This is a genomic window from Streptosporangium amethystogenes subsp. fukuiense (genome assembly GCF_042665875.1).
GTDB classification, from domain to species: Bacteria; Actinomycetota; Actinomycetes; order Streptosporangiales; family Streptosporangiaceae; genus Streptosporangium; species Streptosporangium fukuiense.
In genome coordinates this window covers 6,146,642-6,170,503 of the sequence record NZ_JBHTEE010000001.1, presented here as the reverse complement: position 1 = coordinate 6,170,503, position 23,862 = coordinate 6,146,642, and the positions used below count along the sequence as shown (strand labels likewise).

At 65.8% G+C, this 23,862-nt stretch carries 32 protein-coding genes; all 32 read left to right on the top strand.

Annotated features, from left to right (window positions below; translation table 11 throughout):
* The first annotated feature begins 8 nt into the window (after positions 1-8).
* Entirely contained in the window at positions 9-344 is a 336-nt protein-coding gene (locus ACFQVD_RS26540; protein WP_343981998.1) for a hypothetical protein, read from the top strand.
* 479 nt (positions 345-823) lie between these two features.
* Complete coding sequence (locus ACFQVD_RS26535; RefSeq protein ID WP_343982001.1) at positions 824-976, top strand: hypothetical protein; 153 nt, start codon at positions 824-826, stop codon at positions 974-976.
* A 299-nt stretch (positions 977-1,275) separates the two neighbouring features.
* Positions 1,276-1,731: a phage terminase small subunit gene (locus ACFQVD_RS26530; protein ID WP_449343693.1), complete on the top strand. Its 456-nt coding sequence runs from the start codon at positions 1,276-1,278 to the stop codon at positions 1,729-1,731.
* A gap of 90 nt (positions 1,732-1,821) precedes the next feature.
* Positions 1,822-3,390 carry a hypothetical protein gene (locus ACFQVD_RS26525; RefSeq protein WP_343982007.1) on the top strand — a complete coding sequence of 523 codons (1,569 nt, stop codon included), beginning with the start codon at positions 1,822-1,824 and terminating at the stop codon, positions 3,388-3,390.
* A 5-nt stretch (positions 3,391-3,395) separates the two neighbouring features.
* Positions 3,396-4,925, top strand: a complete 1,530-nt coding sequence (locus ACFQVD_RS26520; protein ID WP_343982010.1) for a phage portal protein — start codon at positions 3,396-3,398, stop codon at positions 4,923-4,925.
* Between the two features lie 3 nt (positions 4,926-4,928).
* Positions 4,929-5,879, top strand: coding sequence for a hypothetical protein (locus ACFQVD_RS26515; RefSeq protein ID WP_343982013.1), 951 nt, complete (start codon positions 4,929-4,931; stop codon positions 5,877-5,879).
* Between the two features lie 95 nt (positions 5,880-5,974).
* Complete coding sequence (locus tag ACFQVD_RS26510) at positions 5,975-6,784, top strand: hypothetical protein (protein ID WP_343982016.1); 810 nt, start codon at positions 5,975-5,977, stop codon at positions 6,782-6,784.
* Positions 6,785-6,803: 19 nt separating this feature from the next.
* On the top strand, positions 6,804-7,655 hold the full coding sequence (locus tag ACFQVD_RS26505; RefSeq protein WP_343982019.1) for a phage major capsid protein: 852 nt from the start codon (positions 6,804-6,806) through the stop codon (positions 7,653-7,655).
* A gap of 46 nt (positions 7,656-7,701) precedes the next feature.
* On the top strand, positions 7,702-8,070 hold the full coding sequence (locus tag ACFQVD_RS26500; protein WP_343982021.1) for a hypothetical protein: 369 nt from the start codon (positions 7,702-7,704) through the stop codon (positions 8,068-8,070).
* 74 nt (positions 8,071-8,144) lie between these two features.
* Positions 8,145-8,357 (top strand): hypothetical protein, encoded by a 213-nt coding sequence (locus ACFQVD_RS26495; RefSeq protein WP_343982024.1) that lies wholly within the window; start codon positions 8,145-8,147, stop codon positions 8,355-8,357.
* Positions 8,358-8,607: 250 nt separating this feature from the next.
* Positions 8,608-8,952 carry a hypothetical protein gene (locus ACFQVD_RS26490; protein WP_343982027.1) on the top strand — a complete coding sequence of 115 codons (345 nt, stop codon included), beginning with the start codon at positions 8,608-8,610 and terminating at the stop codon, positions 8,950-8,952.
* Positions 8,949-9,341, top strand: coding sequence for a DUF6093 family protein (locus ACFQVD_RS26485; RefSeq protein ID WP_343982031.1), 393 nt, complete (start codon positions 8,949-8,951; stop codon positions 9,339-9,341). The genes ACFQVD_RS26490 and ACFQVD_RS26485 overlap by 4 nt, the downstream gene beginning before the upstream one ends.
* A gap of 3 nt (positions 9,342-9,344) precedes the next feature.
* Complete coding sequence (locus tag ACFQVD_RS26480) at positions 9,345-9,725, top strand: hypothetical protein (RefSeq protein WP_343982035.1); 381 nt, start codon at positions 9,345-9,347, stop codon at positions 9,723-9,725.
* 23 nt (positions 9,726-9,748) lie between these two features.
* Positions 9,749-10,132, top strand: a complete 384-nt coding sequence (locus ACFQVD_RS26475) for a hypothetical protein (protein ID WP_343982038.1) — start codon at positions 9,749-9,751, stop codon at positions 10,130-10,132.
* Between the two features lie 62 nt (positions 10,133-10,194).
* On the top strand, positions 10,195-10,521 hold the full coding sequence (locus ACFQVD_RS26470) for a hypothetical protein (protein ID WP_343982041.1): 327 nt from the start codon (positions 10,195-10,197) through the stop codon (positions 10,519-10,521).
* A gap of 8 nt (positions 10,522-10,529) precedes the next feature.
* Positions 10,530-10,757 (top strand): hypothetical protein, encoded by a 228-nt coding sequence (locus ACFQVD_RS26465; protein WP_343982045.1) that lies wholly within the window; start codon positions 10,530-10,532, stop codon positions 10,755-10,757.
* A 4-nt stretch (positions 10,758-10,761) separates the two neighbouring features.
* Complete coding sequence (locus ACFQVD_RS26460) at positions 10,762-11,253, top strand: phage tail tube protein (protein ID WP_343982048.1); 492 nt, start codon at positions 10,762-10,764, stop codon at positions 11,251-11,253.
* Positions 11,253-11,804 carry a hypothetical protein gene (locus ACFQVD_RS26455; protein WP_343982051.1) on the top strand — a complete coding sequence of 184 codons (552 nt, stop codon included), beginning with the start codon at positions 11,253-11,255 and terminating at the stop codon, positions 11,802-11,804. Before ACFQVD_RS26460 ends, ACFQVD_RS26455 begins: the two co-directional genes overlap by 1 nt.
* A gap of 53 nt (positions 11,805-11,857) precedes the next feature.
* Complete coding sequence (locus ACFQVD_RS26450) at positions 11,858-12,169, top strand: hypothetical protein (RefSeq protein ID WP_343982054.1); 312 nt, start codon at positions 11,858-11,860, stop codon at positions 12,167-12,169.
* A gap of 468 nt (positions 12,170-12,637) precedes the next feature.
* Positions 12,638-16,531, top strand: coding sequence for a hypothetical protein (locus tag ACFQVD_RS26445; RefSeq protein ID WP_343982057.1), 3,894 nt, complete (start codon positions 12,638-12,640; stop codon positions 16,529-16,531).
* 45 nt (positions 16,532-16,576) lie between these two features.
* Positions 16,577-16,828, top strand: coding sequence for a hypothetical protein (locus ACFQVD_RS26440; RefSeq protein ID WP_343982059.1), 252 nt, complete (start codon positions 16,577-16,579; stop codon positions 16,826-16,828).
* Between the two features lie 9 nt (positions 16,829-16,837).
* Positions 16,838-17,311, top strand: a complete 474-nt coding sequence (locus ACFQVD_RS26435; protein WP_343982063.1) for a hypothetical protein — start codon at positions 16,838-16,840, stop codon at positions 17,309-17,311.
* 67 nt (positions 17,312-17,378) lie between these two features.
* Complete coding sequence (locus tag ACFQVD_RS26430; protein WP_343982066.1) at positions 17,379-17,873, top strand: hypothetical protein; 495 nt, start codon at positions 17,379-17,381, stop codon at positions 17,871-17,873.
* Positions 17,874-18,560: a hypothetical protein gene (locus tag ACFQVD_RS26425; RefSeq protein WP_343982069.1), complete on the top strand. Its 687-nt coding sequence runs from the start codon at positions 17,874-17,876 to the stop codon at positions 18,558-18,560. It abuts the gene before it with no gap.
* A gap of 11 nt (positions 18,561-18,571) precedes the next feature.
* Positions 18,572-19,645 carry a phage distal tail protein gene (locus tag ACFQVD_RS26420; RefSeq protein WP_343982072.1) on the top strand — a complete coding sequence of 358 codons (1,074 nt, stop codon included), beginning with the start codon at positions 18,572-18,574 and terminating at the stop codon, positions 19,643-19,645.
* Positions 19,646-19,796: 151 nt separating this feature from the next.
* The gene (locus ACFQVD_RS26415) at positions 19,797-21,470 is read left to right on the top strand and encodes a hypothetical protein (RefSeq protein ID WP_343982075.1); all 1,674 of its coding nucleotides are present in this window, start codon (positions 19,797-19,799) and stop codon (positions 21,468-21,470) included.
* Positions 21,467-21,883, top strand: a complete 417-nt coding sequence (locus ACFQVD_RS26410; RefSeq protein ID WP_343982079.1) for a hypothetical protein — start codon at positions 21,467-21,469, stop codon at positions 21,881-21,883. The genes ACFQVD_RS26415 and ACFQVD_RS26410 overlap by 4 nt, the downstream gene beginning before the upstream one ends.
* A gap of 116 nt (positions 21,884-21,999) precedes the next feature.
* Entirely contained in the window at positions 22,000-22,359 is a 360-nt protein-coding gene (locus tag ACFQVD_RS26405) for a hypothetical protein (protein ID WP_343982082.1), read from the top strand.
* Positions 22,359-22,568, top strand: coding sequence for a DUF7620 family protein (locus tag ACFQVD_RS26400; protein ID WP_343982085.1), 210 nt, complete (start codon positions 22,359-22,361; stop codon positions 22,566-22,568). Before ACFQVD_RS26405 ends, ACFQVD_RS26400 begins: the two co-directional genes overlap by 1 nt.
* Positions 22,561-22,881, top strand: a complete 321-nt coding sequence (locus ACFQVD_RS26395; protein ID WP_343982086.1) for a putative phage holin — start codon at positions 22,561-22,563, stop codon at positions 22,879-22,881. Before ACFQVD_RS26400 ends, ACFQVD_RS26395 begins: the two co-directional genes overlap by 8 nt.
* Positions 22,878-23,027, top strand: a complete 150-nt coding sequence (locus ACFQVD_RS26390) for a hypothetical protein (protein ID WP_343982089.1) — start codon at positions 22,878-22,880, stop codon at positions 23,025-23,027. Before ACFQVD_RS26395 ends, ACFQVD_RS26390 begins: the two co-directional genes overlap by 4 nt.
* Complete coding sequence (locus ACFQVD_RS26385; protein ID WP_343982093.1) at positions 23,024-23,758, top strand: CHAP domain-containing protein; 735 nt, start codon at positions 23,024-23,026, stop codon at positions 23,756-23,758. The genes ACFQVD_RS26390 and ACFQVD_RS26385 overlap by 4 nt, the downstream gene beginning before the upstream one ends.
* Positions 23,759-23,862: the final 104 nt, after the last annotated feature.

Here is a 23,862-nt window from a genome sequence, read left to right as displayed (position 1 = left end):
AGGTGGCTGTGTCGGACGCAATCAATGTCACGCTGACCGAAGATGACGACGGCTTGGCCACCTTCGTCATCACCTCAGACGGAGCCCCGCTCGGACTGGGAGCCGCAACGGTGTTCGCGATCGTGAAGCCCACCCAGCACGTCGAAGACGACGCACTGTCCGCCCACAGGTTGGAGCAGGGCGACGGCGTCACGATCGTCGACGCCGCGGCGGGCACGGTCCGCCTGGACTTCCCTCAGGTGGTGATGGAGTCGCCGAGCACCTGGTTCTACAAGATCCGCGTCACCGCTGGCGGCAAGACTCGCACCGCCATCTGGGGGTGGCTCACCATCTCGGACGCCTGATGAGCCCACGCAAGGCAATGACGGTCTGCTCCCAGGCAGGGTGCCCAAATCTGTGCTCCGGTGGCCGCTGTGACGACCACAAGCGCGAGGCCGAGCAGCGCAGGGGATCCGCCTACAGCCGCGGCTACGGCGGCCGAGTATGGCGAGGCGCACGAACCACTGTCCTGACTCGTGACCCGCACTGCGTGTGCACAGACCCCAAGCACGACCACGGCGAGCCGTGCGGTGAGCCGAGCAAGATCTCTGACCACTGGCCCGATGAGCGCAAGGATCTCGTGGCCGCCGGCGTTCCGGACCCTGACGCACCACACCGCATGCGGGGCGTATGCAAGGGCTGCCACGACCGCAAGACCGGAACCAGCGCCCCGGGCGGATGGGCCGCAAATTGATCACACTCGGTGATATTCCCCGCTGCAAGTCTCGCGATCGCCGGGCCTGATACCTACCGTACGTAATCAGTGCAGGAAACGGAGATCCACATGGACACCCACGACCTGTTCCTTCTCCTCGCCCTCATCAGCTTCGGAGCCGCTGTCGTTGTCGCCGTGATTCAGAAGTCATGGGTTGCCGCGCTGTTCTGTGCTGGTGTGTTCTGCCTCGTCCTCGCAAACACTGGCCTCATCACGCCCTAGCCTCACGATGAGCAGCCAATGGTCCTCATCCGCTACTCCTGTGCGAGATCTCGATCCGTTGGGCCATCTCGACACGCGCGAAATTCGGACATATTGCCAAATCGGACATTCTCGCATTTGTGCAGGTCGCGGGCTTGCGGCGTTTCCGCAGGTCAGAGGGGGTGGGGATATGCCCCCTATGTCCGATTCTTAGAGGACCGTGGGGGAGGGCGATTTTGATCTGTACGCTTCCCTCGACTTTTTGATCTTGCAGTTCTCCACCTTCGTGGTGCGCGCAAGGCGCATCGCCCCGCAATGGGATGAGGTGTTCCTCCATGGCTCCACCACCTAAGCCCGCAGGTATGCGGCAGCGCCGGAACAGGGTCTCGACCAACGCAAAGCTGGTCGCGGATCCGAAGCTGAAGGCGCCTGAACTTCCCGACCGGTCGTGGCATTCAATGACTGTCGCCTGGTGGGAAGACGTATGGTCCTCTCCAATGGCGCCAGAGTACGACGACTCTGACCGGCACGGCCTGTTCCTGATGGCTGTTCTGATCGACGAGTTCTGGCTGTCGCCATCGAAGGAGCTTGCCGCGGAGATTCGACTTCAGCGGCAGGCGTTCGGTCTCTCCCCGATCGATCGCCGGCGCCTTCAGTGGGAGATCGAGCGCGGCGACGAGGCGAACGAGCGGACGAAGAAGCGGCGGGCCAAGCCTGCGGCGAAGGTCGCTGACGGCGAGCCCGCCGACCCGAGGTCGATCCTGCACGTGGTGTAGCGCGTGGCTCTCCTGATCGTCCCCCCGACTGATCCTGAGCCGTGGCCTACTCTCGGACCGCAGGTTTGTGACCTCCTCGAAGAGCGATGTGTGCACGGTCCTGGCGATCTGCGGGGCAAGGACTACAAGCTCGACGACGAGAAGCGGGCGCTGATTTACCGCTGGTACGAGGTCTACCCGAAGGGGCATCCCCGGGAAGGGAAGCGTCGCTTCAAGCGGGCGGGTCTATCGGTTCGTAAGGGCACTGCGAAGACGGAGCTCGCTGCCGCGGTTGCGTTCGCCGAGCTCCACCCTGAGGGGCCGGTCCGCTGTGACGGGTTTCGTAAAGAGGGCGGAGTGTGGATACCGGTCGGCCGGCCGGTGACTGACCCATATATCCCGATGGTTGCCTACACCGAGGAACAGACTGAGGACCTGGCGTACGCCGCGCTCCTGGTGATGGTCGCCGAGGGTGAGGACGCCGACCTGTTTGACGCCGGTTTGGAGCGCATCATGCGCATCGGCGGCGACGGCAAAGCAGTTGCTCTGGCCGCGGCTCCCGACTCCCGAGATGGCGCCCGGACGACGTTTCAGCACTTCGACGAGACTCACCGGTTCACACTGCGGCGTCTGAAGGAAGCGCATCAGACGATGCTGGCCAACATCCCGAAGCGGATGATGGCTGACCCGTGGTCGTTGGAGACGACAACGACGTACACGCCGGGCGAGGGCTCGGTGGCCGAGGGGACGCACGAGTACGCGGAATTGGTGGAACAGGGCAAGGCCAAGGACAAGACCTTGTTCTTCTTTCACCGCGAGGCCGCACCGAAAATCGATGAGGACCTCGACGACTTCGACCAGGCCGCAGATGCGGTGATCGAAGCATCAGGCCCGTCGATCGCGACTTGGCCGGACTTCGAAGGCCAGGTCGAAGCCATCGTCTCGTTGCGCAACCAGCCCGACACCGATAAGGCGTACTGGGAGCGGGTGTGGCTGAACCGGCGCGTCCAAGCCGGCAAACAGGCGTTTGACGTCAAGCGGTGGGAGAGTCTGGCCCGACCAGATTTCATGGTCCCCAAGGGTTCGCTCATCACGATCGGCTTCGACGGCAGCCAGTTCCACGACGCGACCGCGTTGATCGCTACGGGTGTGGAGTCAGGTCATCAGTGGCCGCTTGGCATCTGGGAGTGCCCGTCTGAGGAAGAAAACTGGGAGTGCCCCGAGAACGAGGTCGATGACGTCCTGAAGCAGGCGTTCAACGAGTACGAGGTATGGCGCATGTACGCCGACCCCCCGTACTGGGACGGCATGGTCAACCGGTGGCGCGGCCGGTGGGGCGAGAAACGCGTCATCGAGTGGTGGACTCACCGCCCCTTGCAGATGGCCTACTCGTTGCGTGCGTACGGCGGAGCGATGACCTCGGGCGAGCTTTCACACAGTGGTGATGAGACGTTCGCCAAGCACATCGGTAACTCGCGTCGTCATGCGCTGAAGCAGAAGGACGACAAGGGGAAGCCGCTGTGGACGATCCGCAAGGAACGCGCTGATTCACCATTCAAGATCGACGCAGCTATGGCGGGCGACCTGTCTTGGGAAGCCCGCTGCGATGCAATCTCGGCAGGCGCTACCCGCTCCACATCATCTGAGCTGTACACGGCGTCATCGACTAGACGGAGGTGACGCCCGTGGCTGAGCCGCAGATGGACGATGAGGTGCGCGACGCAGTCAAGATTCTTAACCGGTTGGCGGATGAGCTGCGGCTACGGGAGACAGACACTCGTCGCCGCTTGGACTACTACCGGGGCGTTCACAAGCTCTGTTACGCCAGCCCGGAGTTTCGGGACTACTTCGCTGACCGGTTCGCCGGCTTCAGCGACAACTGGTGTGCTCCGGTCGCTGCGGCTCCTGCCGAAAGAATGAACGTCCTCGGGATCCGACTGGACGCCGATGAGACGAAACCGGATGAGGAGTTGTCGCGGGCGTGGCGTGCCGCGGACTGCGAGCGGGGTTCGTCGGAGGCGTTCGTCGTCACGTTGGCGGCGGCTCGTTCGTACTGTTTGGTGTGGGCCGATCCGACCGATGATCAGGCCCCGAGGGTGACGTGGGAGCGCCCGGATCAGGCGATCGTCGGCTACGACACGGACACGGGGGCTCGGTCGGCGGCGCTGAAGCTGTGGTCGGACGACACGACGGAGTACGCGACCCTGTACACGCCGGACTGGGTGTGGAAGTTCTCCCGCCCCCGGTATGCACGTACCGGGTACAGCGTGTCTGGCTTGTATGTGCCTGGGGATGGGCCGGTGCGTCGCGCCAGCCCGGAGGGGTGGCAGCCGCGGCAGGGCGACCGGGATGACACGTGGCCGATTCCGAACCCCATGGGCGTGGTGCCGATGGTGGAGTTACGCAACCAGACGTTGCTGGACGACAATCCGATCAGCGACATCGACGGTGTGATCGCCATGCAGGACGCGATCAACCTGACCTGGGCCTACTTGATGAACAGCCTGGATTTCGCGTCGCTACCGCAGCGCGTCGTCATGGGCGCCGACGTCCCCAAGATCCCGGTCCTCAACTCGGACGGCGTCAAGGTCGGCGAACGCCCCATCGAGCTGGACACCCTGGTCAAGGAACGCATCCTGTGGCTGACCGGAGACGCGAAAATCGGCAACTGGCCGGCCGCGGACCTCGGCGCTTACTCGAACGTGATCGAGCGGGCGATCGAGCACCTCGCCGCTCAGACGAGGACGCCGCCGCATTACCTGATCGGCAAGGTCGCCAACCTGTCGGCCGAGGCGCTCACCGCCGCGGAGACCGGTTTGGTGTCCAAGACGGGCGAGCGGATCGTCTACGTCAACGGCGGCGTCCGTGAGATCCACTCGCTGATGGCTAACGTCATGGGCGACGACGGGAAGGCCAAGGCTGCCAGGTCCGGGACGGTCATGTGGGGCGACGTGCAGTTCAGGGCGCTCGCGCAGAAGGTCGACGCGCTCATGAAGCTCAAATCCATGGGCTTCCCGCTGGAGTGGATCGCCGAGCAGTACGGGCTGGAGCCGCCCGAGGTCGCACGCGTTCTGCGGATGCGTGAGGCGGAGATGGAGATGGACCCGATGGCTCTGCTAGTGAACGGCAAGTCGCAGATCCCGGCCAGCCCGCCGACAGTTCAGCCTGACGAGGATCCGTTTGCTGTGTCGCCGGATGCTGTCCCCGCGGTGTAGCCGGTGGCCACGATCGAGCAGGTCGGCCACGACTACCACCGCAGACAGGAACAGATCTCCATGGCAGCGGTCAGGTCTGCTGTGCAGCAGTGGGATCGACTCGCCCCAGACAGTCTCACGGAATCATGGCTGTCTGGTATCGGCAGACTGGTCCTCGCGCTTGTCGCGGGAGCTCAGCTCGCTGCGGCAGAAGAGGCCAACCCGTACTTGGAGGAGTTGGCTGCCGCCCAAGGTGTCGCGTTGGGCGATTCGGCCTTGGTGGTCGCTGATGCTCTCGCGGGTATCGCTTCTGATGGGCGGTCGTTGGAGTCGCTGCTGTACATGCCCATCGTTTTCACTAAGCGATGGATCGGCGAGGGGCGGAGCGTCCCGGAAGCGTTGAGGCACGGCCGCCAGTTCATGGCGTTGCTGGCTTCCACGCAGGTCGCTGATGCTGGGCGTGCCGCTACGACTGTAGGGATCACTGGGAACCGGCGGTTCACGACGTATGTGCGGATGCTGAGCCTGCCGTCATGCTCGCGCTGCATCATCCTGTCGGGGCGGCAGTACTCCTGGTCAGAGGGGTTCGCCCGCCATCCGCGGTGTGACTGCTGGCATGCCGCGATCGTCCACGACGGCACCGGCCCGCTGCCGGGGGCATCACCTCGGCGCATTTTCGACGGCATGACCGAGCAGCAGCAGGACAAGGCGTTCGGTAAGGCTGGTGCGGAGGCGATCAGGCTCGGCTCCGACCTCGGGCAGGTCGTCAACGCCCGCCGCGGTATGCAGGTCGCGGGGGAGCGGCTGGTCACTACGGAGGGTACGTCTCGCCGCGGGTTCGCTGGCCGCCGCATGGGCGCCACAACGGGGCGCCGTTTCGCGATTCGCCCCATGCCTGAGCAGATCTTGCAGGACGCCGCCGGCGACCGCGATGAGGCCGTGAGGCTCCTTCGCCGCTTCGGCTACCTGACCTGACACCACTCGACCGGACCCGCCAGTAGGCAGGCCCGGTCTTTCGCATGCCCTCGCGCAACGCGCGGGCTCCACCTTCCGCAATGGGAGATCACCACATGACGCTCGCTGACGAGCTGCCCATCCACCCGCGCACCGGCCTTCAGGCGCTCGGGCTGCTCCGCAACGGACAGCCCATCTGGCCCGTGTTTGGCGCCGCCGAAGATGCTGACGACGTGGTCATAGAGGATGCGCCCGCGAATGACATCGACGACAAGGCCGATAACTCCGCCACCTCTGATGATGTGCAGCAGAGCGACCAACCTGATGATGAGCCGCTCCGCGAGGCGGGCACGAAGGCTCTGCAGGCGGAGAAGGACCGGCGCCGTGAGGCGGATCGACTGCGTCGCACTGCGGCCAGGGAGCGGGATGAGGCGCTTGCTGAACTCGCCCGGCTGAGGAAAGTGGCCGAAGGTGCGGCCCCCGGCGCAGACGGTGACGCCGAGGTCAAGGCGCCGGATCTGGACGCCATTCGCGCGGAGGCCAAGGCGGAACTGAAGGCGGAGGTCCTGAAGGACCGCGTCTCCGACAAGATCGAAGTTCTTGCTGCGAAGCGATTCCAGGACGCGGGCGATGCTGTCACGTACCTGATGCGCTCCGGCGAGATCGCTGACTTCCTCGACGGCGACAAGATCGACGCCGAGGCAATCAAGGAAGCTCTCGACGAGCTTCTGGAGAAGAAGCCCTACCTGGCTGTGGCTGCGCAAGGCGGCAAGCGGTTCCAGGGCTCAGGGGACGGCGGTGCCCGCAAGGGGCCCCAGAAGCCAGCCCAGCTTACCGAGGCCGACCTCAAACGGATGTCGCCCGAAGCCATTGTCCAGGCGCAGAAGGAAGGCCGTTTCGACGACCTTCTCGGCGCTTCCAGTTAACCCAGAAAAGGAGTGAAACGTGGCGATCACCCGTTTCCGCCCCGAAATCTGGAGCGCTAACCTGCTGGTTGCGCTCCGCAAGGCCCTCGTCTACGCGGGCCCCAGCATCGTCAATCGCGACTACGAGGGAGAGATTCAGGAGGCTGGCGACACCGTCCGGATCACCTCGATCTCGGACCCGACCATCGGCACCTACGTGCCCAATAGCACCACGATCACCCCCGAAGAGCTGACCGACGCCCAGCGGACGCTGCTCATCGACCAGGCGAAGTACTTCGCGTTCAAGGTCGACGACGTCGATGCCCGCCAGGCCAAGGGCAACGTCATCCCCGAGGCGATCTCCCGCGCCGCCTACAAGCTCGCTGACGTCGTTGACCAGTACGTGGCCAGCCTGTACACCGGCGTCGTGTCGGCCAACGCGCTCGGCACTGTCGCCGTCACCGCGACCACGCCGACCGACGCCTACGACAAGGTTCTGGTGCCGCTCAAGGTGAAGCTCGATGAGGCGAACGTCCCCAACGAAGGTCGCTACGCCGTCATCCCGCCGTGGTTCCACGGCCGCCTCCTGCTGGACGGCAGGTTCATCAAGCTCAACGAGTCCGGCACCCAGGACGGTCTGCGCAACGGCATGGTCGGCCGCGCCGCGGGCTTCGACATCCTCGTGTCGAACAACGCGATCAACGTGACCGGCGACGACTACATCGTGCAGGCCGGTTCGCCGATGGCGATCTCCTTCGCGGAGCAGATCAACAAGACCGAGGCATACCGCCCCGAGGGCGGATTCAGCGACGCTGTCAAGGGTCTGGCGCTGTACGGCGCGAAGCTGGTTCGCCCGGACTGTATCGCCACTGCCGCCGCCTCGCAGACCTGATCAGGCACCTAATCCCTTCTGAGATCACGAGAAAGAGAGCCTGATTATGGCTAGGACGGTAGTCCCCTATTCCAGCCTCGTCGCCAACAGCAACCTCGCCCAGCCCGCAGGTACCACGATCGACCAGAGCAACGGCATGTACATCGCCGCGGCCCGGCCAGAGCTGACCATCCTGCGGGTCGCCAACACCAACGGCACCGACCGGGTCGTCACCATCAAGGCTGGCGACAGCCCGCCCGCGCTCGCCGCAGGCCAGGGCGACCTGGCGGTTACCGTCGCCGCGACGTCGGGGGTGCAGTTCATTGGCCCGTTCGAGTCCGGCCGGTTCCTGCAGTCCGACGGCACCATCGAGATCGACTTCGCGGCGTCGTTCGCGGGCACCATCACCGCGTTCAGGGTTCCGCGGGGTACCTGATGGCAGACGGAACCGGTTTCTTTCGCGGCGCTGGCGGATCCGTCTGGGAGATGGATCTCCCGTTGGGAGAGAGCATGCAGGAGCAGCTCACGAAGGGCTACCTGGCTCGGGTCAACGAGGATGGTAGCCCTTTCACTGAGGAGCCGGAGGTTGAACAACCTCCGGCGCCCAACGCATCCAAGGGCACCTGGGTGGGTTACGCCCACCGCGTGCACGGCGCGTCCATCGATGACGCTGAGGCGATGACGAAGACCGACCTCGTCGAGCGGTACGGCGCCAAGGCTTGAGGAGGTCACTGTGGCCTCTCTCGCGACGCTGCCCGACGCTGTACGACTCGGCTACAGCCTGCCTGCCGGCGAGGAGGAGGCTCTCCTTGCCCGTGCTTCGGCGCGGATCCGGCGGGCTGCCGGGCAGCAGATCTCATCCATGACGTCCACCGTCCGGGTGCGGGTGGAAGACGGCACAGCGATCCTGCCAGGGCCGCCCATCACCGCGGTTACCGCTATCACACGCCTTAGCGAGGATGGCGGAGGCCCGGTGACGGGCTGGTGGTGGGACGGGCGTGAACGCGTCCACAACATCACGACCTGGCCGACCCGCCAGTGCCGGCCAGCCGATGTGAACGCCACCTACACCCACGGGCTGGCCACCATCCCAGACGAGCTCCTAGAACTGGTGTGCTCCGTCGCCGTACGGCTCGGCGCTACAGCGGACGCCACAGGCATGGAGGCGGGGATCCGGTCGGAGTCGATCGATGACTACTCCGTCACCTACGCCAGTGACGCTCTCACCACGGCGTCGAACCTGCTGCCTGGCGAGGAAAGCGCACTGCGGCAGATCCTTGGCGCTCCGCCGTCCGCGTACGTGGTGAGGCCCCGATGAGCGTGTCCGGGGTCCTCGCCCGAGGGCGAGCCGCAGCCCTGCAACTCATGCGGGACACCTGCACGGTGGAGCGTAAAGACGGCGCCCCGGTCCTGGACGAGGCGACCGGTGAACTCGTCCAGGCGTGGGAAACCATCTACACGGGAGCGTGCCGGGTCAAACCCCGCTCCTCCCGTGAGGCCGAGTGGGGCGAACACGAAGTCGCCTTGCATCAGTACACAGCCGTTCTCCCGTGGGACGCCTCCCCGGAGATCCACCGCGAGGACCGGCTGACCGTCACCGCCAGCGACGACGTGTGGCTGATCGACAGGCCGCTCGAAGTCATCGCCATCGCCCTGTCCGGTACATCCACCGCTCGGCGGATCCTCGTCGAGGACAAGGAGGGGTGAGCGGTGGACATCGACGGCAGTGAACTCCTGGCCCTCGTCGGCTACTTCGAGGACGCAAAGCGCGAGGTAGCGGAGAAAACGCACTCACTGACCAAACAGCATGCCCAAGAGTTGCGGGACGAATGGCGGGAGAACGCGAAACTCACCGCTCGCCGCCATGGCCAGCACTATCCGAAGGCGATCACTGCTGAGCAGATCCCGCGAGCGGACATGATCGAGTGGGAGGTCGGCCCCGAAACCCGGCGCAAGCAGGGCGACATGGGCCCCGGGTTCGAGTACGGATCCCGTAACCAGCCGCCGCATCTCGATGGTGCTCGCGCAGCCATTAAGCGCGAGCCTCTGTTCCTGAAGGGCTTGGACGACATCGTCCGGGGGCTGCTGTGACCCCGTTGCCGTCTCGGCCTCTCGTGGACGCGCTGCTGACGTTCGTACAGGCCGGGGTCCCGGCAACGTGCGACATCTACTGGGCCGAGGCTGATGCGGGAGCTACTCCGCCGTTCGCGGTCTTCTACCCGGACAGCGGCATGAAGTCGAGTTTCCACCGGACCCTCGTCAACGACGGCCCGAACGAGCTCCGCTACCAAGTCACTTCGGTCGGCGAATCACCGGATCAAGCTGCGTGGGTGGCTGACAAGGTCGCCGCCGCCCTGCTCGGGGCGACACCGACCGTGGTCGGCCGCCGGGTGTGGCCCGCCGTCGAGGAGGGCTCACAGCCCGTCCGTAGGGATGACGAGTCAACCGGCTTGTTCATCGCCACAGCCCAGTACCTGACGAGGTCCGACCCCGCCTGACTTTCCCTGCCTGATCCAGCCCGCTACCGTGCGGGCTTTTTTCGTTCCCGAAAGGAGCCCGTGTGGCTACCTACTCCGCGCAGGCGATCACGACCGATGGTCTGGTCGCCACGGTGCGTAACGCCGCGTCCGGCGACAAGATCACGCCCGACAACAACGTCATCATCCGCGTCACCAACGCCTCCGGCTCTGATGTTGACCTGACCATCTCCGCCTACGGCACCACCCGCTACGGCGGCGCCAACCAGGCCAAGGTCATCACGATCGCCACCGCTACGACGCGCGTGATCCCGCTGTCCTTCCCCGAGTACATCAACCCGGCAGACAACCTGATCTCCCTCGCATGGGAGACCACGCCCTCCGTCACCTACACCGTCGAGCGGATCTAGGGGCGCCCATGGGCCAGCACCTGATCCGCGACGAGTACGGCAACGAGTTCCCCGTCGACTCCACCGCTCTCGCCTTCTGGGAGCACCGCGAGGGCTACACGATCGTCGGCCCCATCCCAGAACCCGGCGCCGAGTCCGCCCCAGAGCGGCCCGCCGAGCCTCAGCCGGACCCATCCGGCACCCCCAAGACCAGCAGCAAGGCGGCCTCCCGGCCCGCCCCCAAGGTAGAGGAGTAGGGCCGTGGCCAAGAGGCTTACCGATGGCAACACCAAGGCGACGTTCGTGCCGGCTATCGCCTCGATCACCGCACCGTCTGCGGCTACGGAGCTGACGGCGGCCGGCATCGTCGCGCTGGAGAACACCGTCACTGACGACGGCCTAGACATCAGCTTCGACGAGGGCACCGTCGAGGGCAACGTCCTCGCCTCCACCCAGGACTTCGAGAGCCCCGGCCGGTCGAAGGCGCAGATCGAGCTCACCTACTACAGGGACAGCTCGGGAGCCTCGGACCGCATGTGGAGTGTGATGACCCGCGGCACCGCCGGCTACCTCGTGGTTCGCCGTGGTGTTGCCGCGGCGACACCATATGCCTCCGGCCAGAAGGTCGAGGTGTATGAGGTGACATGCGGTGAACGTAAGCCGCTGGCGCCCGAAAGGGAGAGCTACGAGAAGGTGCAGCTGAAGCTGTACGCGTCCGGCACCTACTCCATCGAGTCCACGGTGGCGGCCTGATGGCGGCCAAGACGTCCGCGATCGCGGACATCATCGGCCAGGTCAAGCGGCCCGAGAAGACCGTGCCGATCTGCCTCGCCGGGGACATGCAGGCCGAGTTCGAGGACCTGGAGCGCGACCTGGCGATCGCTCGGGACAAGCCCGCAGAGGGCACACTGGCGGGCGGGTCCAACCCGATCGCTACGACGATCGCCCAGAAGATCGTGGAGCTGCGTGAGCGGATGCGTGAGCACACCACCGTGTTCAGGTTCCGCGGCCTGCCCCGCCGAGCTTGGTCTGACCTGGTGGCTGAATGTCCGCCGGCGGAGGGCGCGGAGGAAAGCGGGGCAGACGTCGATTGGGAGACGTTCGCCGTGGCGCTGGTCGCCACGTGCGCGGTCGAGCCGCAGATGAGCGTGGATGAGGCTGGGCAGCTCGCCGAGGTCCTCACCCAGGCGCAGTGGGACAGTTTGTTCACCGCGGCCTACAGCGTGAACAAGCGGGACGTGGACGTCCCTTTCTCCTACGCCGCCTCCGCAGTGCTCCAGAGCTCCAAGAAGAACTCCAGGTAGCGCACGAGTGGGGCGTCCCACGCTCTGAGGTGCTCGGCCGTCAAGCGGTCGCCGTGACAGAGCGCGAGTACGACGACGATGGGCGGCTCGTGCGCACGGTCACCACGTGGGAGCCCCGCTGGCTGGAAGAGGACATGGCGTGGGCGAAAGCGTACCTGCGGTGGAAAGTCGGCCAATGTCCCGGCTGTCGCCTGCAACTGAGCGAGACCACAGCGATGCAAGACGGAGCCCCAGTCCACCAGTACACGGTGGCCGACCCATTCCGGTGCTACGCGTGTGATGCCCGAATCAAAGCGCAGGACGAGCATGCCAAGAAGGGCAGCGTGCGGGAGCAGGCGCTGCTGTGGCAGATCGAACAGGTCTAGTCCGACGTTGTGATCTTTGGGCGTTGGTTGTTGACGACGCCAGCGCTGACGAGCGCGACTGCTCCTCCTCCGAGGAGGATAAACGCTGGGATCTTGAGGATGCCCCGCAGGTCCCTGCACGTCGACTGGGCATCGCTTGATCGGCCGAACATCGAATCGGTCAGATCCGACACGAACGCGTTATCGCTTTCTACGAACGCCGACCCGCAGTTAGCGCCTTGTGATGTGACAGGGATGAACCCGGCGAATGCGCCAGCGCCGATGAGCGCAGCCGCAATGACAGACAAAGCCTTAGGGGACATGGGGATCCCTTCCCGTGGATGGCCCCGATCCATTCGTGATGATGCCACGCCCTATTGGGGTGGATGTGCCGAACGACTCGATTCGCAATCTGATGGGCGGTGAGTCGTGGCTGACAGGTCCGTTAGCGTCTCCCTTCGCGCCCGAGTGTCCGGTTTTGTCGCCGGGATGGGGCAGGCGCAGAAGGAGACCACGAACCTCGGCCGGAAGATGGTCGAGACGGGGGCGTCTGCGGACCGGATGCGTCAACGCCTCGAAGCAGCCACCCGGGCACTGCCGAAGATTGAGATCGACGCGGACTCCACCCCGGCGGAGGTCAAATTCGCTGAACTTCGACGCCAGTTGGAGTCTCTCGCCGACAAGAAGATCGGCGTCGACATCGACGACGCCGCGGCCAGGGCAGAGCTCGCGCAGATCGAGCGAGAACTGGAGCAGCTTCAGCGCAACGAAGTCAACATCAACGTCAAGGCTGACATCGGCGCCGCACTGGCTGAGCTACGGGCGGTCGATGGGGCGATCTCCAAGGTCAATGGTCGCGATGCCAGGGTTTCTGTAGACGCGAATGTGGGGGGCGCCCTGGCGGGCATCGCCATGGTGGGCGCGGCTCTGGCTTCTCTACCTGCGGTGACGTCGATCGGCGTCGGGGTGACCGCCCTCGGTAGTTCGTTCGCCGCGGCAGGTCTGGGAGCGGCTTCGTTCGCTGCGGTCGCGGTTCCGAGCTTCGGCAGGGTCAGTGAAGCTCTGAAAGCGTCGGAGAGTGCGGCGGCCGGGGCGGGGGCGGCTACCGGCGGGGCAGGCAAATCAGCGGCTCAGGCGGCCGGTGAGGTTCTGCAACTGGAGCAGGCCGAGAAGCGACTGAGGGATGCGCAGGCGGATGCGAAGCAGGCTCAGGAGGATCTGACCAGGGCGCGAGAGGATGGCCGACGCGCACTGGAAGATATGAATTTCAGCCTTGACCGGTCGGTGTTGTCTCAGAAGGATGCCGCTCTCGCCGTACGAGAAGCAGCGAAGCGGCTGGCCGAGGTCAATGCTGATCCGAAGGCCGACCAACTGGACCGAGAGCGCGCCGAGCTGTCCTACCAGCAGGCCCTGCAAAGGTCGGAAGAGCAGCAGGTCAAAACGGCGCGGGCGATCAAGGACACCGCCGCGGCGAACAAGGCCGGAGTGAAGGGCACCGACGAGTACCGGCAGGCCCAAGAGAACGTCGTCGCGGCCCAGGACAAGGTCAGCCAGGCGGAAGCCCAACTCAAGCAGTTGAGGTTGCAGCAGGCCACGGCGATGTCCTCGGCAGGCGGATCCGCCGGCGGACTCAAGGACGCGTTCGCTGACCTGTCCAAGCAGGAGAAGATCCTCGCGAAGGACATGAAGGCGTTCGGCGATGAGTACCTGAAGTGGCAGCGCGGTCTACAGCCCGATGTGCTGCCCGCGATCTCTCAGGGGCTCGATGTGATGGGCGTCGGCTTGAAGCTCATCGGCCCGGGCGCGGCCGGGGCAGGTCGAGCACTGACCGGGCTCGGCAAGGAAGCCGAGACGGCGCTTCGAGGAAAATTCTGGCAGGACTTTTTCAACGACGTCAACAAGGAGATCCCTGGCGCCATCACCTCGCTGGGGCACATCGGCGGCAACGTCTTCAAGGGCTTCGCTGGCGTCATCCAAGCGCTTCTCCCATACGGCAAGGACCTGCTCGGCAATGTCGAGAACCTGTCTGAGGGGTTCGCCAAGTGGGGGACCGGCCTCGGCTCGGATTCGAACTTCCGGCAGTTCATGGCCGAGGTGAAGGCGAACGGGCCGCAGATCTGGGAGACCCTCAAGAACGTCGCCGAGACCGGCGGCAACATCGTCGAGGCCTTGGCCCCGTTCGGTGTCGGTGCTCTCGGCGGGCTGTCGCTGCTGGCCAAGCTCACGGCAGACATGTCCCCGGAGCACATTCGGGGGATCGCCCTGGCCGTGGCCGCGGTGTATGTCGCGGTGAACACCGGTAAGGGCATCAACGCTGCGGTCGAAGGTCTGGGCCGTCTGCGTGACCGGATGAACGACGTCGGCAACGCCGCTGGATCCGGCAAGTCCGGCATCGGAGGAAAGCTGTCCGGTCTGGCGGGCATGCTCGGCGCAGGCGGACCTTGGGGTTTGGCGGTCGGCGCGGGCGCCTTGGTGCTGGGCGAGTTCGCTCTGGCCAACCAGGAGGCCGCTGGCAAGGTGCGTGATCTGGCGACTGCTCTTGGTGAGTCGCAGGGCGCCATGTCTGCCGCGTTCAAGGAGAAGATCGGCGCTGAGCTGATTGACAACGGCGCCGTTGAGGCGGCCCGGAAGCTCGGAATTAACCTGGAGACCCTCCGGTCGGCGGCCTTGGGCAACAAGGGGGCAATCGCTGAGGTCAACGCCAAACTGAACGAGCACAAGATCAACCTTGAGGGTGCCAACGCCAAGGCAGGCGCGTTCGCCTACGGGCAGAAGGGGCTGACCTCGGACGCGTTCGCGGTGCGGTCAGCGCTGGACGGCACTAACACCACGATCGCCGAAGCCAGACGGCAATACGCGGAAACGACCTTGGTGAACGCGGGGCTCAAGGACTCCTACGCGGAAACCAAGCGGGCCATCGACGCGGCCGGCGGGTCGATGGACATCACGAAGGGTAAGACCGGGGCTCAGCGTGAAGCTGCGGAGTTGGCTCGTCAGAAGTTCGCCGAACTGGCTCAGAAGGTCGGGGAAACGTCGAGCGCTCAGGGCATCCTGACGGGCAAGACGGATGACGCACGCAAGGCGTTCGAGGAGCAGATCCCGAAGCTGTTCGAGCTCGCGGGCAAGAACAAGGAAGCCCGCGAGGAGGTCTACAAGCTGGCGCAGAACTTCGGGATCAGCCGGACAGAGGCGGACAAGGCCGCAACGAAGATCGACGATGTCAAGTCTGCTGCGGACAAGCTGAAAGACAAGAAGATCACGATCGATGCGGACACGAAACCCGCTGAAAACGCGGTGTATACGCTGGCGAAGAAGCTGCTCGGGATCAAGCTGGAACTGCCTGTGGGGATCAGGGCGCCGGCAACGCCGAAGGCCTATGGCGGCATCTCGCATGCTGACGGACGACAGTACATGGCGGCCGGTGGTATCCGCTCGGTGGGGTCGTCCCCGTCAGCGATGATCGCGAAGTCTCCGGCGTTGATCTCAGGCAGGCAAGGTCCTGACGTGGTCTTTGGTGAGGCGGGCTGGGAGGCATACATTCCGTTGTCTCCCGGTAAGCGTGGCCGCGGCTTGGAGATCCTCGGCGAGGCCGCGTCTGCGATGGGCATGGCTGTGGTGCCGCAGCAGACCGCGGTCAATACCGCGGGCGGGTCCATGGCCGGCGGAGGCGGTGTCCCGCTCCCGGCTGGTGGGGCGATGGTGACCGTGACTGGCATCGGTGCGCTGAAGTCCTCTTTGGACACCACAGCCATGGGCCTGACCACAGGTCTTGGTGCAGCCACGTCCACCCTGGACGCCGCTCTCGGCGACGCCGGCACGCTCACCTCATCCCTGACCGGGGTGGGGGAGGTAGCCGGGCATCTCGCCGGTGAGGTAGCCGGGTGGGGTGAGGTCATCGCCGTGCAGGTGCCTCCGCTCACCGATGCGGTGGCCCAGCTCGGTACCGCCATCTCAGCGGCGGCAGCTGCCGCTGGTGACTCCAAGAGCGGCGCGGGATCCAAAGGCGATGAACGATCCCCCCGAGGGGGAAGCAACGCCAAGGGCAACGTGGGCTCCAAGGGGGATGAGCGGTCTCCTCGGGACACGGCGAAGGCTGCGGAGCCGAAGAAGATCACGATCCTCGGTGCGACGCGCGGCACAGTCGGTGTGGCATTGACCGGCGGCGCGACGAACTGGTCAACAACATCGAGGCCGGTCACTGGTGCGGTCACGTCTGGGAACTCCAGCGGACCAAGCAGCGCGAGCGGCTCTACGTCCACACCAAGCGGATCAGCTACCTCACCTGGCGGTGACGTGCACATTTACGGGCTGACTGTCCGCTCCGAGGCCGATATTCCGAAGGTGACCGCTCAGATTTCGATGCGGCGCCGCAGCCGAGGCTGAAACCGCCTCCCATCATCAATCAACCAGGTAGGAGGCGGTTTCGCCATGCCACACAACCCAGCAACCGATGGCTCGTTCGGGGCGTGGATGCGCGGCGGGGCGCCGCTCGGCCAGGGCCGCACCCTCGACGTCATCACCGACGAGCAGACCTGGGTCACCCGCGACCAGGTCACCGAGGAGCGGCACGAGGACGGGTCGCGGACCCAACAGGTCCGCGGCCAGCTCGGCCACGTCATCACCCGGGAGACCACCCCAGACGGGCGTGAACGTCAACACGTCCGCATCAACCTGCCCTAGGAGGTACTCGTGGCGCTCCAGGACGGCTGGTTCAGCGACACCTTCGTCAAAGCCATGTCCGACGACATCGCGTTGGACTTGTCTGACACCACGCCGGGCGCTTTCAAAGCGGCCCTGTTTACCGGCTCGGTGGCGGGCGGGACGATCAACTTCGACCAGACCAACCCCGCCTACAACTCCAGCCCGTTCAACGCGGGCGAGTCGAACGGGCCGGGTTACACAGGGGGCGGCCAGGACCTCACGGTGTTGTCGTGGGCGACCTTGACCGGCACTGAGAACAAGGTCGCATGGAAGGTGAGCGACCTGTTGTGGTCGTCTACGACCATTACCGCCTCTGGGCTGCTCATCTACGCCCCAGGGCTCAGCAACCGGGCGGTGCTGTTTCGCTACTTCGGCGACGAGTTCCCCACCAACGACGGCGACTTCGAGATCACGTGGCCGACTAGCGGCGCTTACCTGCAGAAACTCCGCGCCGCCGCCTGACGCCCCTTCCGCCCGCTTTCCTTGCCTCGCCGCCGCGCGGGGCTTTTTTCATGCATCGGGAGTACCTGTGACGTTGTACTTCGCCGCGAACGGTGCGCGGCCCACCACTGCTGCGCTGACCCCGGTCACGACCGGCACGAGCCTCAAGACTCTCCTGCAGATCGCCACACCCTCCACCCGGATGATCCGGATCGTCGAGTGGGGCATCAGCTTTTCCGGGTTCGCCGCCGCGGCGCCGATCAGGTGCGAGCTCATCGACGTCGATGTGGCCGCCACGGTCACAGCGCACGTCGCCGCCGGGGTGCAGCCATACAACGACCCGAACGCGCCCGCGTCCCTGATGACGTTGGGCACCTCAGCCACCGGGTACACCGCGACCGCTGAAGGCACCATCACCGCGAGCCGGTACGGCGACGTGCAGCAGATCTCCCCAGCCGGGTCCTACATGCGTCAATGGCCGCTCGGGCGGGAGTTCGTCGTGGGCGTGTCCCGCTTCCTGAGGGTGCGTGTCCATGCCCCGGCTGCGGTCGATGCGGTGACCTACCTGGTTTGGGAGGAGTAGGTGGCCGGCGCCGCCAACACGTTCGAAGGCGGCACCAACACCACGGCGATCTCTACCGGCAACTCCGGCGGCACCTCCGGAAATGCGTTTTCCCTCGCCGAGAATGTCACCTTCTCCACCACTCGCGCCGCACACGGGCTGCTGTCTGCGCGGATGCCCGCCGAAAGCGGCCCCACCAGAGCCAGCCTCGGCTATGACCTGTCCGGCAACGGCACCCGGTGGATGCGCGGCTACTTCTACTCCGCCTCCTGGGCGTCCGACCCGACCTTGATGCTTCTCTTCACCGCTGATTTCTACTCCTTTGAGGTGCAGCTGACCGCGACCCAGGCCCGGGTCAATGTCTACAACGGGACCAGCACCGCGACCACCGCGACTATCTCGGCGGCCCCGGCTGTCAACCAGTGGATCCGGGTGGAGTTGCAGGCCAACAACACCACGGGCGCCGCGGAGCTACGCCTCTACAACACCGCGGACAGCAGCACCGCCACCGGTACCGCTACCGGGACGCGCACCATCCCAGCGTCAGCGTGGGGCGGGGCGACGTGGACGAACATCGGCGCCGCTGAGACGTATGCCGACGATGTCGGCTGGTCCGACGAGGGCTGGCTCGGCCCAGCGGTTTCTGCCGCGTCACTGCGGCCGATCATCGGCGCCTCTGTCGCTGTCCACCGCGCAGCATCCTGGTAAGGGGGTGAGCCGTGGCCCGCCTCGGCCGCAGTGTCCCGATACGGCCGCGCCTCATCCGCCGTCTGCCGTCGATCCGCGTCAGCTTCACCCTGGCCCCGTTCGAGGCCGAAGCTGAGTTTCCGGCCCTGACGGTCTCGACGCCGTCTGCACGAGTACGTCTGCCCCCGTTCGAGGCCGAAGCGGAATTTCCGGCCTTGGCGGTCACGAATGGGCAGCGTCTCCCCCTGGCCCCGTTCGAGGCCGAAGCGGAATTCCCGCCGCTGACGGTCACAACACCGGTACGTCCCGGCGACTCCATCACCTTGCCTGGCCAAGTCGAATGGAACTACACCCTGTGGGGGCCAGGCACCAACTTTCGGGTGCTGACACCGGTTGAGGGCTGGCGGTCGATGCCGCAGGTAGACAACCTCAACGTGCCTCGCCCATCAAGGCACGGCGCTTGGGCCGCCCGGAAACTCGTCCAGCAGCGGCTCGTGACGATCCGCCTGCAACTCGATTCCGCGTCCACCCCTGAGCAGGTCGATGATCTGCTGGCCCAGTTGGACGCGGTCACCGGTATCGCCGAGGACGAGACGGCGCTGCCGCTCGTCATCAGAGCCTACGGGGCGCCGCAACTCGCATTCGGGCAGATCATCGACCGAGACGTGCAGTTGGACGGCGACTACAACGCCGGTTTACCTGGGGTGTCGATCCTCGTCGCCTGCGATGATCCGCGCCGCTACAACCCCGACCGGACCGGCGTGTCCATCCCCGCGGGCGACACCGTGCAAGCCATCAACGCGGGCAATACCGCGACCCACCCGGTGGTGCGGATGCCGGGGCCGATCACAGACCCGGTACTGGTCAACGCGGCCACCGGGCGGACGATCGCATTCGCCGCCACCGTCGCTGACGGCAAACAGCTGGTGATCAACACCGATAAGGGCACCGCGACCGTGGACGGCGACAGTGTCATGTCCACCCTCACCGGATCCTCGGCACCTGTCGCGGACTGGGTCCTTGCCCCCGGCGCGAACCCCATCACCTACACCGCCGCCTCTGGTAACGCCTCGCTGACCTTGCTGTACCGGGACGCGTGGATCTGAGCAGCTCACCGACCAGTACAGGGGGTGGGGTGTGGTTGCGTCTTTTCGCTCAGCTTCTGGAGTTGTCGCCAGCGCCGGCTTCTTTGACGTGCCTTGCCCGCCCGGCGTGCAACCGGGCGACACGTTATACGCGGTCGAGACATTCCGCTCGGTGGACCCCGCCACGTCAATCAACGGTTTCCGGTTCGTCACAGAGGTAGGCACAGGCCGGTTCATCACCCGTGTGTGGCGCCGCGTTGCCGCCGCGGGCGAACCCGATAGCTACCTGGGCTCGCAGCCGTCAGGCGCCGAGGGCGGCACGGTCATCGTCGTCGCGGTGAGCGGAGCCCACCGGACACTGCCGCTGGTCTACGCGACCACGGACGACAGCGACGAAGGGGTGACGCCGCCAGTGGCGCCGTCAACGGCGTCGTCATTGGAAATCCGTGTCGCATCAGGCGACATTTCCGGCCCCACGACCTGGTCCGCCCCGCCCGGGTACACGATGAGGGCGCAGGCGTCCAGCGGGGTGATCGTCTCCACGGGGGTCGCGACCCGGCAGGTCAACTCCTCCGCCTCGTCAGGCGCGCAGACGTTCGGATTCAACCGTCCGCTGCTGGCCTGGCACGGCATCACCTTGTCGGTGCCATCAGCGGAGGTTGCTCCGCCGGTTGAGCCGCCGCCGCCGTTCACTCCCGGCGTCGGCAGCGCTCTCTACAGGTACGTGTTCTCTCGGCTGATGGACGGCGCCTACCTGGGCGACCTTGACCTGGAAAACGTCACCTTCGACAAAAGGATCTTGCAGCCAGGAACCTTCAGCGCGACGATCCCGATCCCGAGCCGCGAGGTCGGCGACCAGGTAGCGGAAATCATCCCCCGCGGCGAAACCGTCCTAGACCGGGGCCCTGGTGTCATCACCTGCCAGGTGTACCGGGCAGGAGAACCATGGGGCGAGTACTGGATCACCGCGGCCACCATCTCCCGCAGCGGACGAGACACCCCATCCATCCAGTTACGCGGCAGCACCCTGGACGCGTACCTGCTGCACGTCGAACTCCAGGAGGAACTCGGCCCGTTCGAGGGCCTCGACCAGATCGACATCGCCCGCGAGCTGCTGTACCACGCGCAAGGGCAGCCGTACGCCGACCTGGGCTTGGTCCTGCAAGGCGGCACGTCCGGCACTGTGAGAGACCGCACCTACACCGCAGACGAGGCGACATACGGGCAACGGCTCACCGAACTGGCGCAAGTCGAGGGCGGCTTCGAATGGGCGATCAACATTGTGGCCGGCCCGTACGGGTTGGAACGCCACTGGGTGTGGGGGATGCCGCTCGGCACCCAGTCCCCAGCCCCGCACCTGTTCAGCGACGGCCCCTACAGCGGCGAGATCCTGTCATGGGGCGAAGAGATCGACGCCCTACGGGGCGCTACCCGGTGGCGGGCCCGCGGCGACCGCATCAGCACTGATGCGTCCACCGCCTCCACACCGCTGATCTCCACCTCGGCCGAGGCGCTCGCCCACCTGGCCGCCGGCTGGCCTCGCATCGACAAAACCGTCACTCACTCCACCGTCACCGAGATGACCACCCTGGAGGGTTACGCCTCCTATTGGGCGGCCACCGCCCCGGGCGCGTTGCGGGTGGACTCAGTGACCGTCGCCCTCGGTGAGAAACCGTCGATCACTATGAACTCTCTAGGCGACGCCGCCCGCCTGCACTACGACAACGAATGGCATCTACCGCACTGGCGAACCCGCCGCATCATCGGCATCGGTATCACCCCGACCTCGAAAGCGGCCGGCAAGGAAGTGGCCCAGCTCATCCTCGAAGGACAGGAGGCGCCGTGACGCTGACGAAATTCCCATCCGACGACGAGGGGGACTTCACTGGCCTCCGCAATGCCGTCGACGAGCTCCAGGCGCTGCTACGAGCCCGCGCCCCGCTCACGGAGGCGTCCCGGGGGTGGATCCTGCGAGCCATGCCCGCCCCGGACACCGGCGAGCTCGGCCCGGACGACGTGTGGATCCACGCCCGCAGTGGCCAACTATGGGCATCCTCGCAGTCCGGTGACGTCCCGCTGGTGCAGGTGCCGCAGGCTGCACCAGTAGCGATCGCCGCGAACATGGCATCAGGGCAGATCGGCGGAGCCCCTACTCAGACGCAGTACAACAACCTGCAGTCCGATGCTGTGGAGATCCGGGCCCAGCTCAACGCTCTGATCAACAGTTTGAGGGCTGCGGGCATCCTCCTCACTTTCTGATCGTGTCGCCCGCAGTATCCCCGCGGGCGGCGCTTACCCATATATCGGCTCCCCTCCGCCGATCAGCAGCTACAAGAGAGGCGGATACCGCATTGGAGTGGGCACAGATCCCCGTCATGCAACTGGGAGCATTCGGTGTCCTGCTTGGCGTCCTATGGTTCGTCGGGTGGCTGGTCTTCAAAGGTCACCTCGTGCCCAACACGCTCGTGCCCCGGTCCACCTTGGATGACCTGAGGGCGGACCGTGACCAGCGCATCAAAGAGATCGAGGCCGACAGGGATGCTCGCGTGGCGGAGGCCAATGAGGATGCCGGCGAGTGGCGGACCCTCTACGTCGGCGAGTGCGAGGCGCACAACCTCACTCGTAAGGCGCACTCCGAAGAGGTGCGGGCGGCGCTGCTGGCTAGTACGGAGGGCGCGCAGGTGGCGGCGGCGCTGCTGGCTGAGATCAAGGCCCGCCAGATCGAGGCAGGCTGATGACCCCACACGAAGAGGATCTGCCCGGCATCAACGAGGCGAGACAAGCAGCGGAAGAGTCCTGGCGGAGGGCCGAGGAGGAGTTCGCGCAGGCGCATGCGCGGGCCAAATGGACGCGTTCGCTGGCTGCTCGGCTGCGCCGGTTGCGGGAGGAGAACGGCTTCGGTGAGTTCCTCGAAGACGCGTTCGGGGGTGGCGGCCGTGCTTGACGAATCCGCGTACCTGATCGGCACCGGGCTAGTGCTGGTGTCAGCTGCTTTGGCGGTGGCTTGCGTGGCGGCTCAGATGCTGCTGGCCCGTTGGTGGGAGACGCCGGCGGGGCGGCATGTGATGGCGTTTCAGGGTGTGCTGGCCGTTTGCCTCAGCTTGTGGGCGCTACGGCTTGCCATCCCGGACGGGGAGTGGTTCGTCGTCTTGCGGCTGGTCGCTTTCAGCGGGGTGCCGGTCGTGTTGGCGTGGAGGTTGGCGATCATCCTGCGCACGTGGCGGACCAAACATCGTGAGCGAAAGGAGCAGCGGTGACCGAGAAAACCGAGGCTGAGCTCGTCGCCGAGCGTGTCGATACCCGCGAGTGGGGTCCGACTGAGTCCGACGAGGAGGCGGTGCTCGCCTCCCTGTACGGGGAGCCCGACAAGGACGGCATCTACCGGGGCGGTGATGAGGAGTGACCGCGGCGAAGATGCTCGCCGCTGCCCGCAAGTCCCTCGGCATGGTGGGCCGGCCAAACGGTGTCACGCGGGACTACTCCAGCCGCCATGGCATCGTGTTCTTGCTGGCGCCGTGGTGTCAGCAGGCGGTCACCAAGTGGGCGCGTGACTCCGGTAACGCTGGCCCGGTGCTGCCTGCTGGAGATCGCGCCTTCACGGTGTGGCATGCGCAGGACGGGGACAGGCTGGGGCTCTGGTATGCGGGTACCGTCGCGAACATCCTCAAGTACGCGGAGCCGGGCGCGATCGTGTTCTTCGACTGGGGCGGGTCGGATGAGATCCGGCACATTGACCATGTCGGGATCATCGAGCGAGTCCTGCCCGATGGGCGGGTGCAGACGATCGAGGCCAACACTGGCAACGCCTGCAAGCGGCGGGTCCGCTCCGCCTCGGTGATCGCGGGGTTTTGGAACCCGCGCTACGCCAAGAAGGTCGAGAGGGATCCTACGGAGGTCATGGTGGGCAAGCTGCCGCTGGTCAAGCCTGGCGCGAAGGGCAACCACGTCAAGACGATCTTCTTCTTGTTGAAGGCGCGCGGCTACGCCAAGGACCTGGACGAGAAGGTCTATGACCCGACCGTGTACTCGCCGCAGGTCGTCGCTGAGGTCAAGCGGCTTCAGGGCGACAAGGGCCTCACGAAGGACGGCGAGGTCGGCCCCGGCGAGACGTGGCCGGCGCTGCTCGGCGTGTGAGCCGTGGACATCATCCACGCCTTGGTGTGGCCGTACCTCGCCCGCGTAGCTGCGCTGTGGCCTGACCCGCCGGAGCCTGGCGAGGACGACGGGCCGATCCCTGG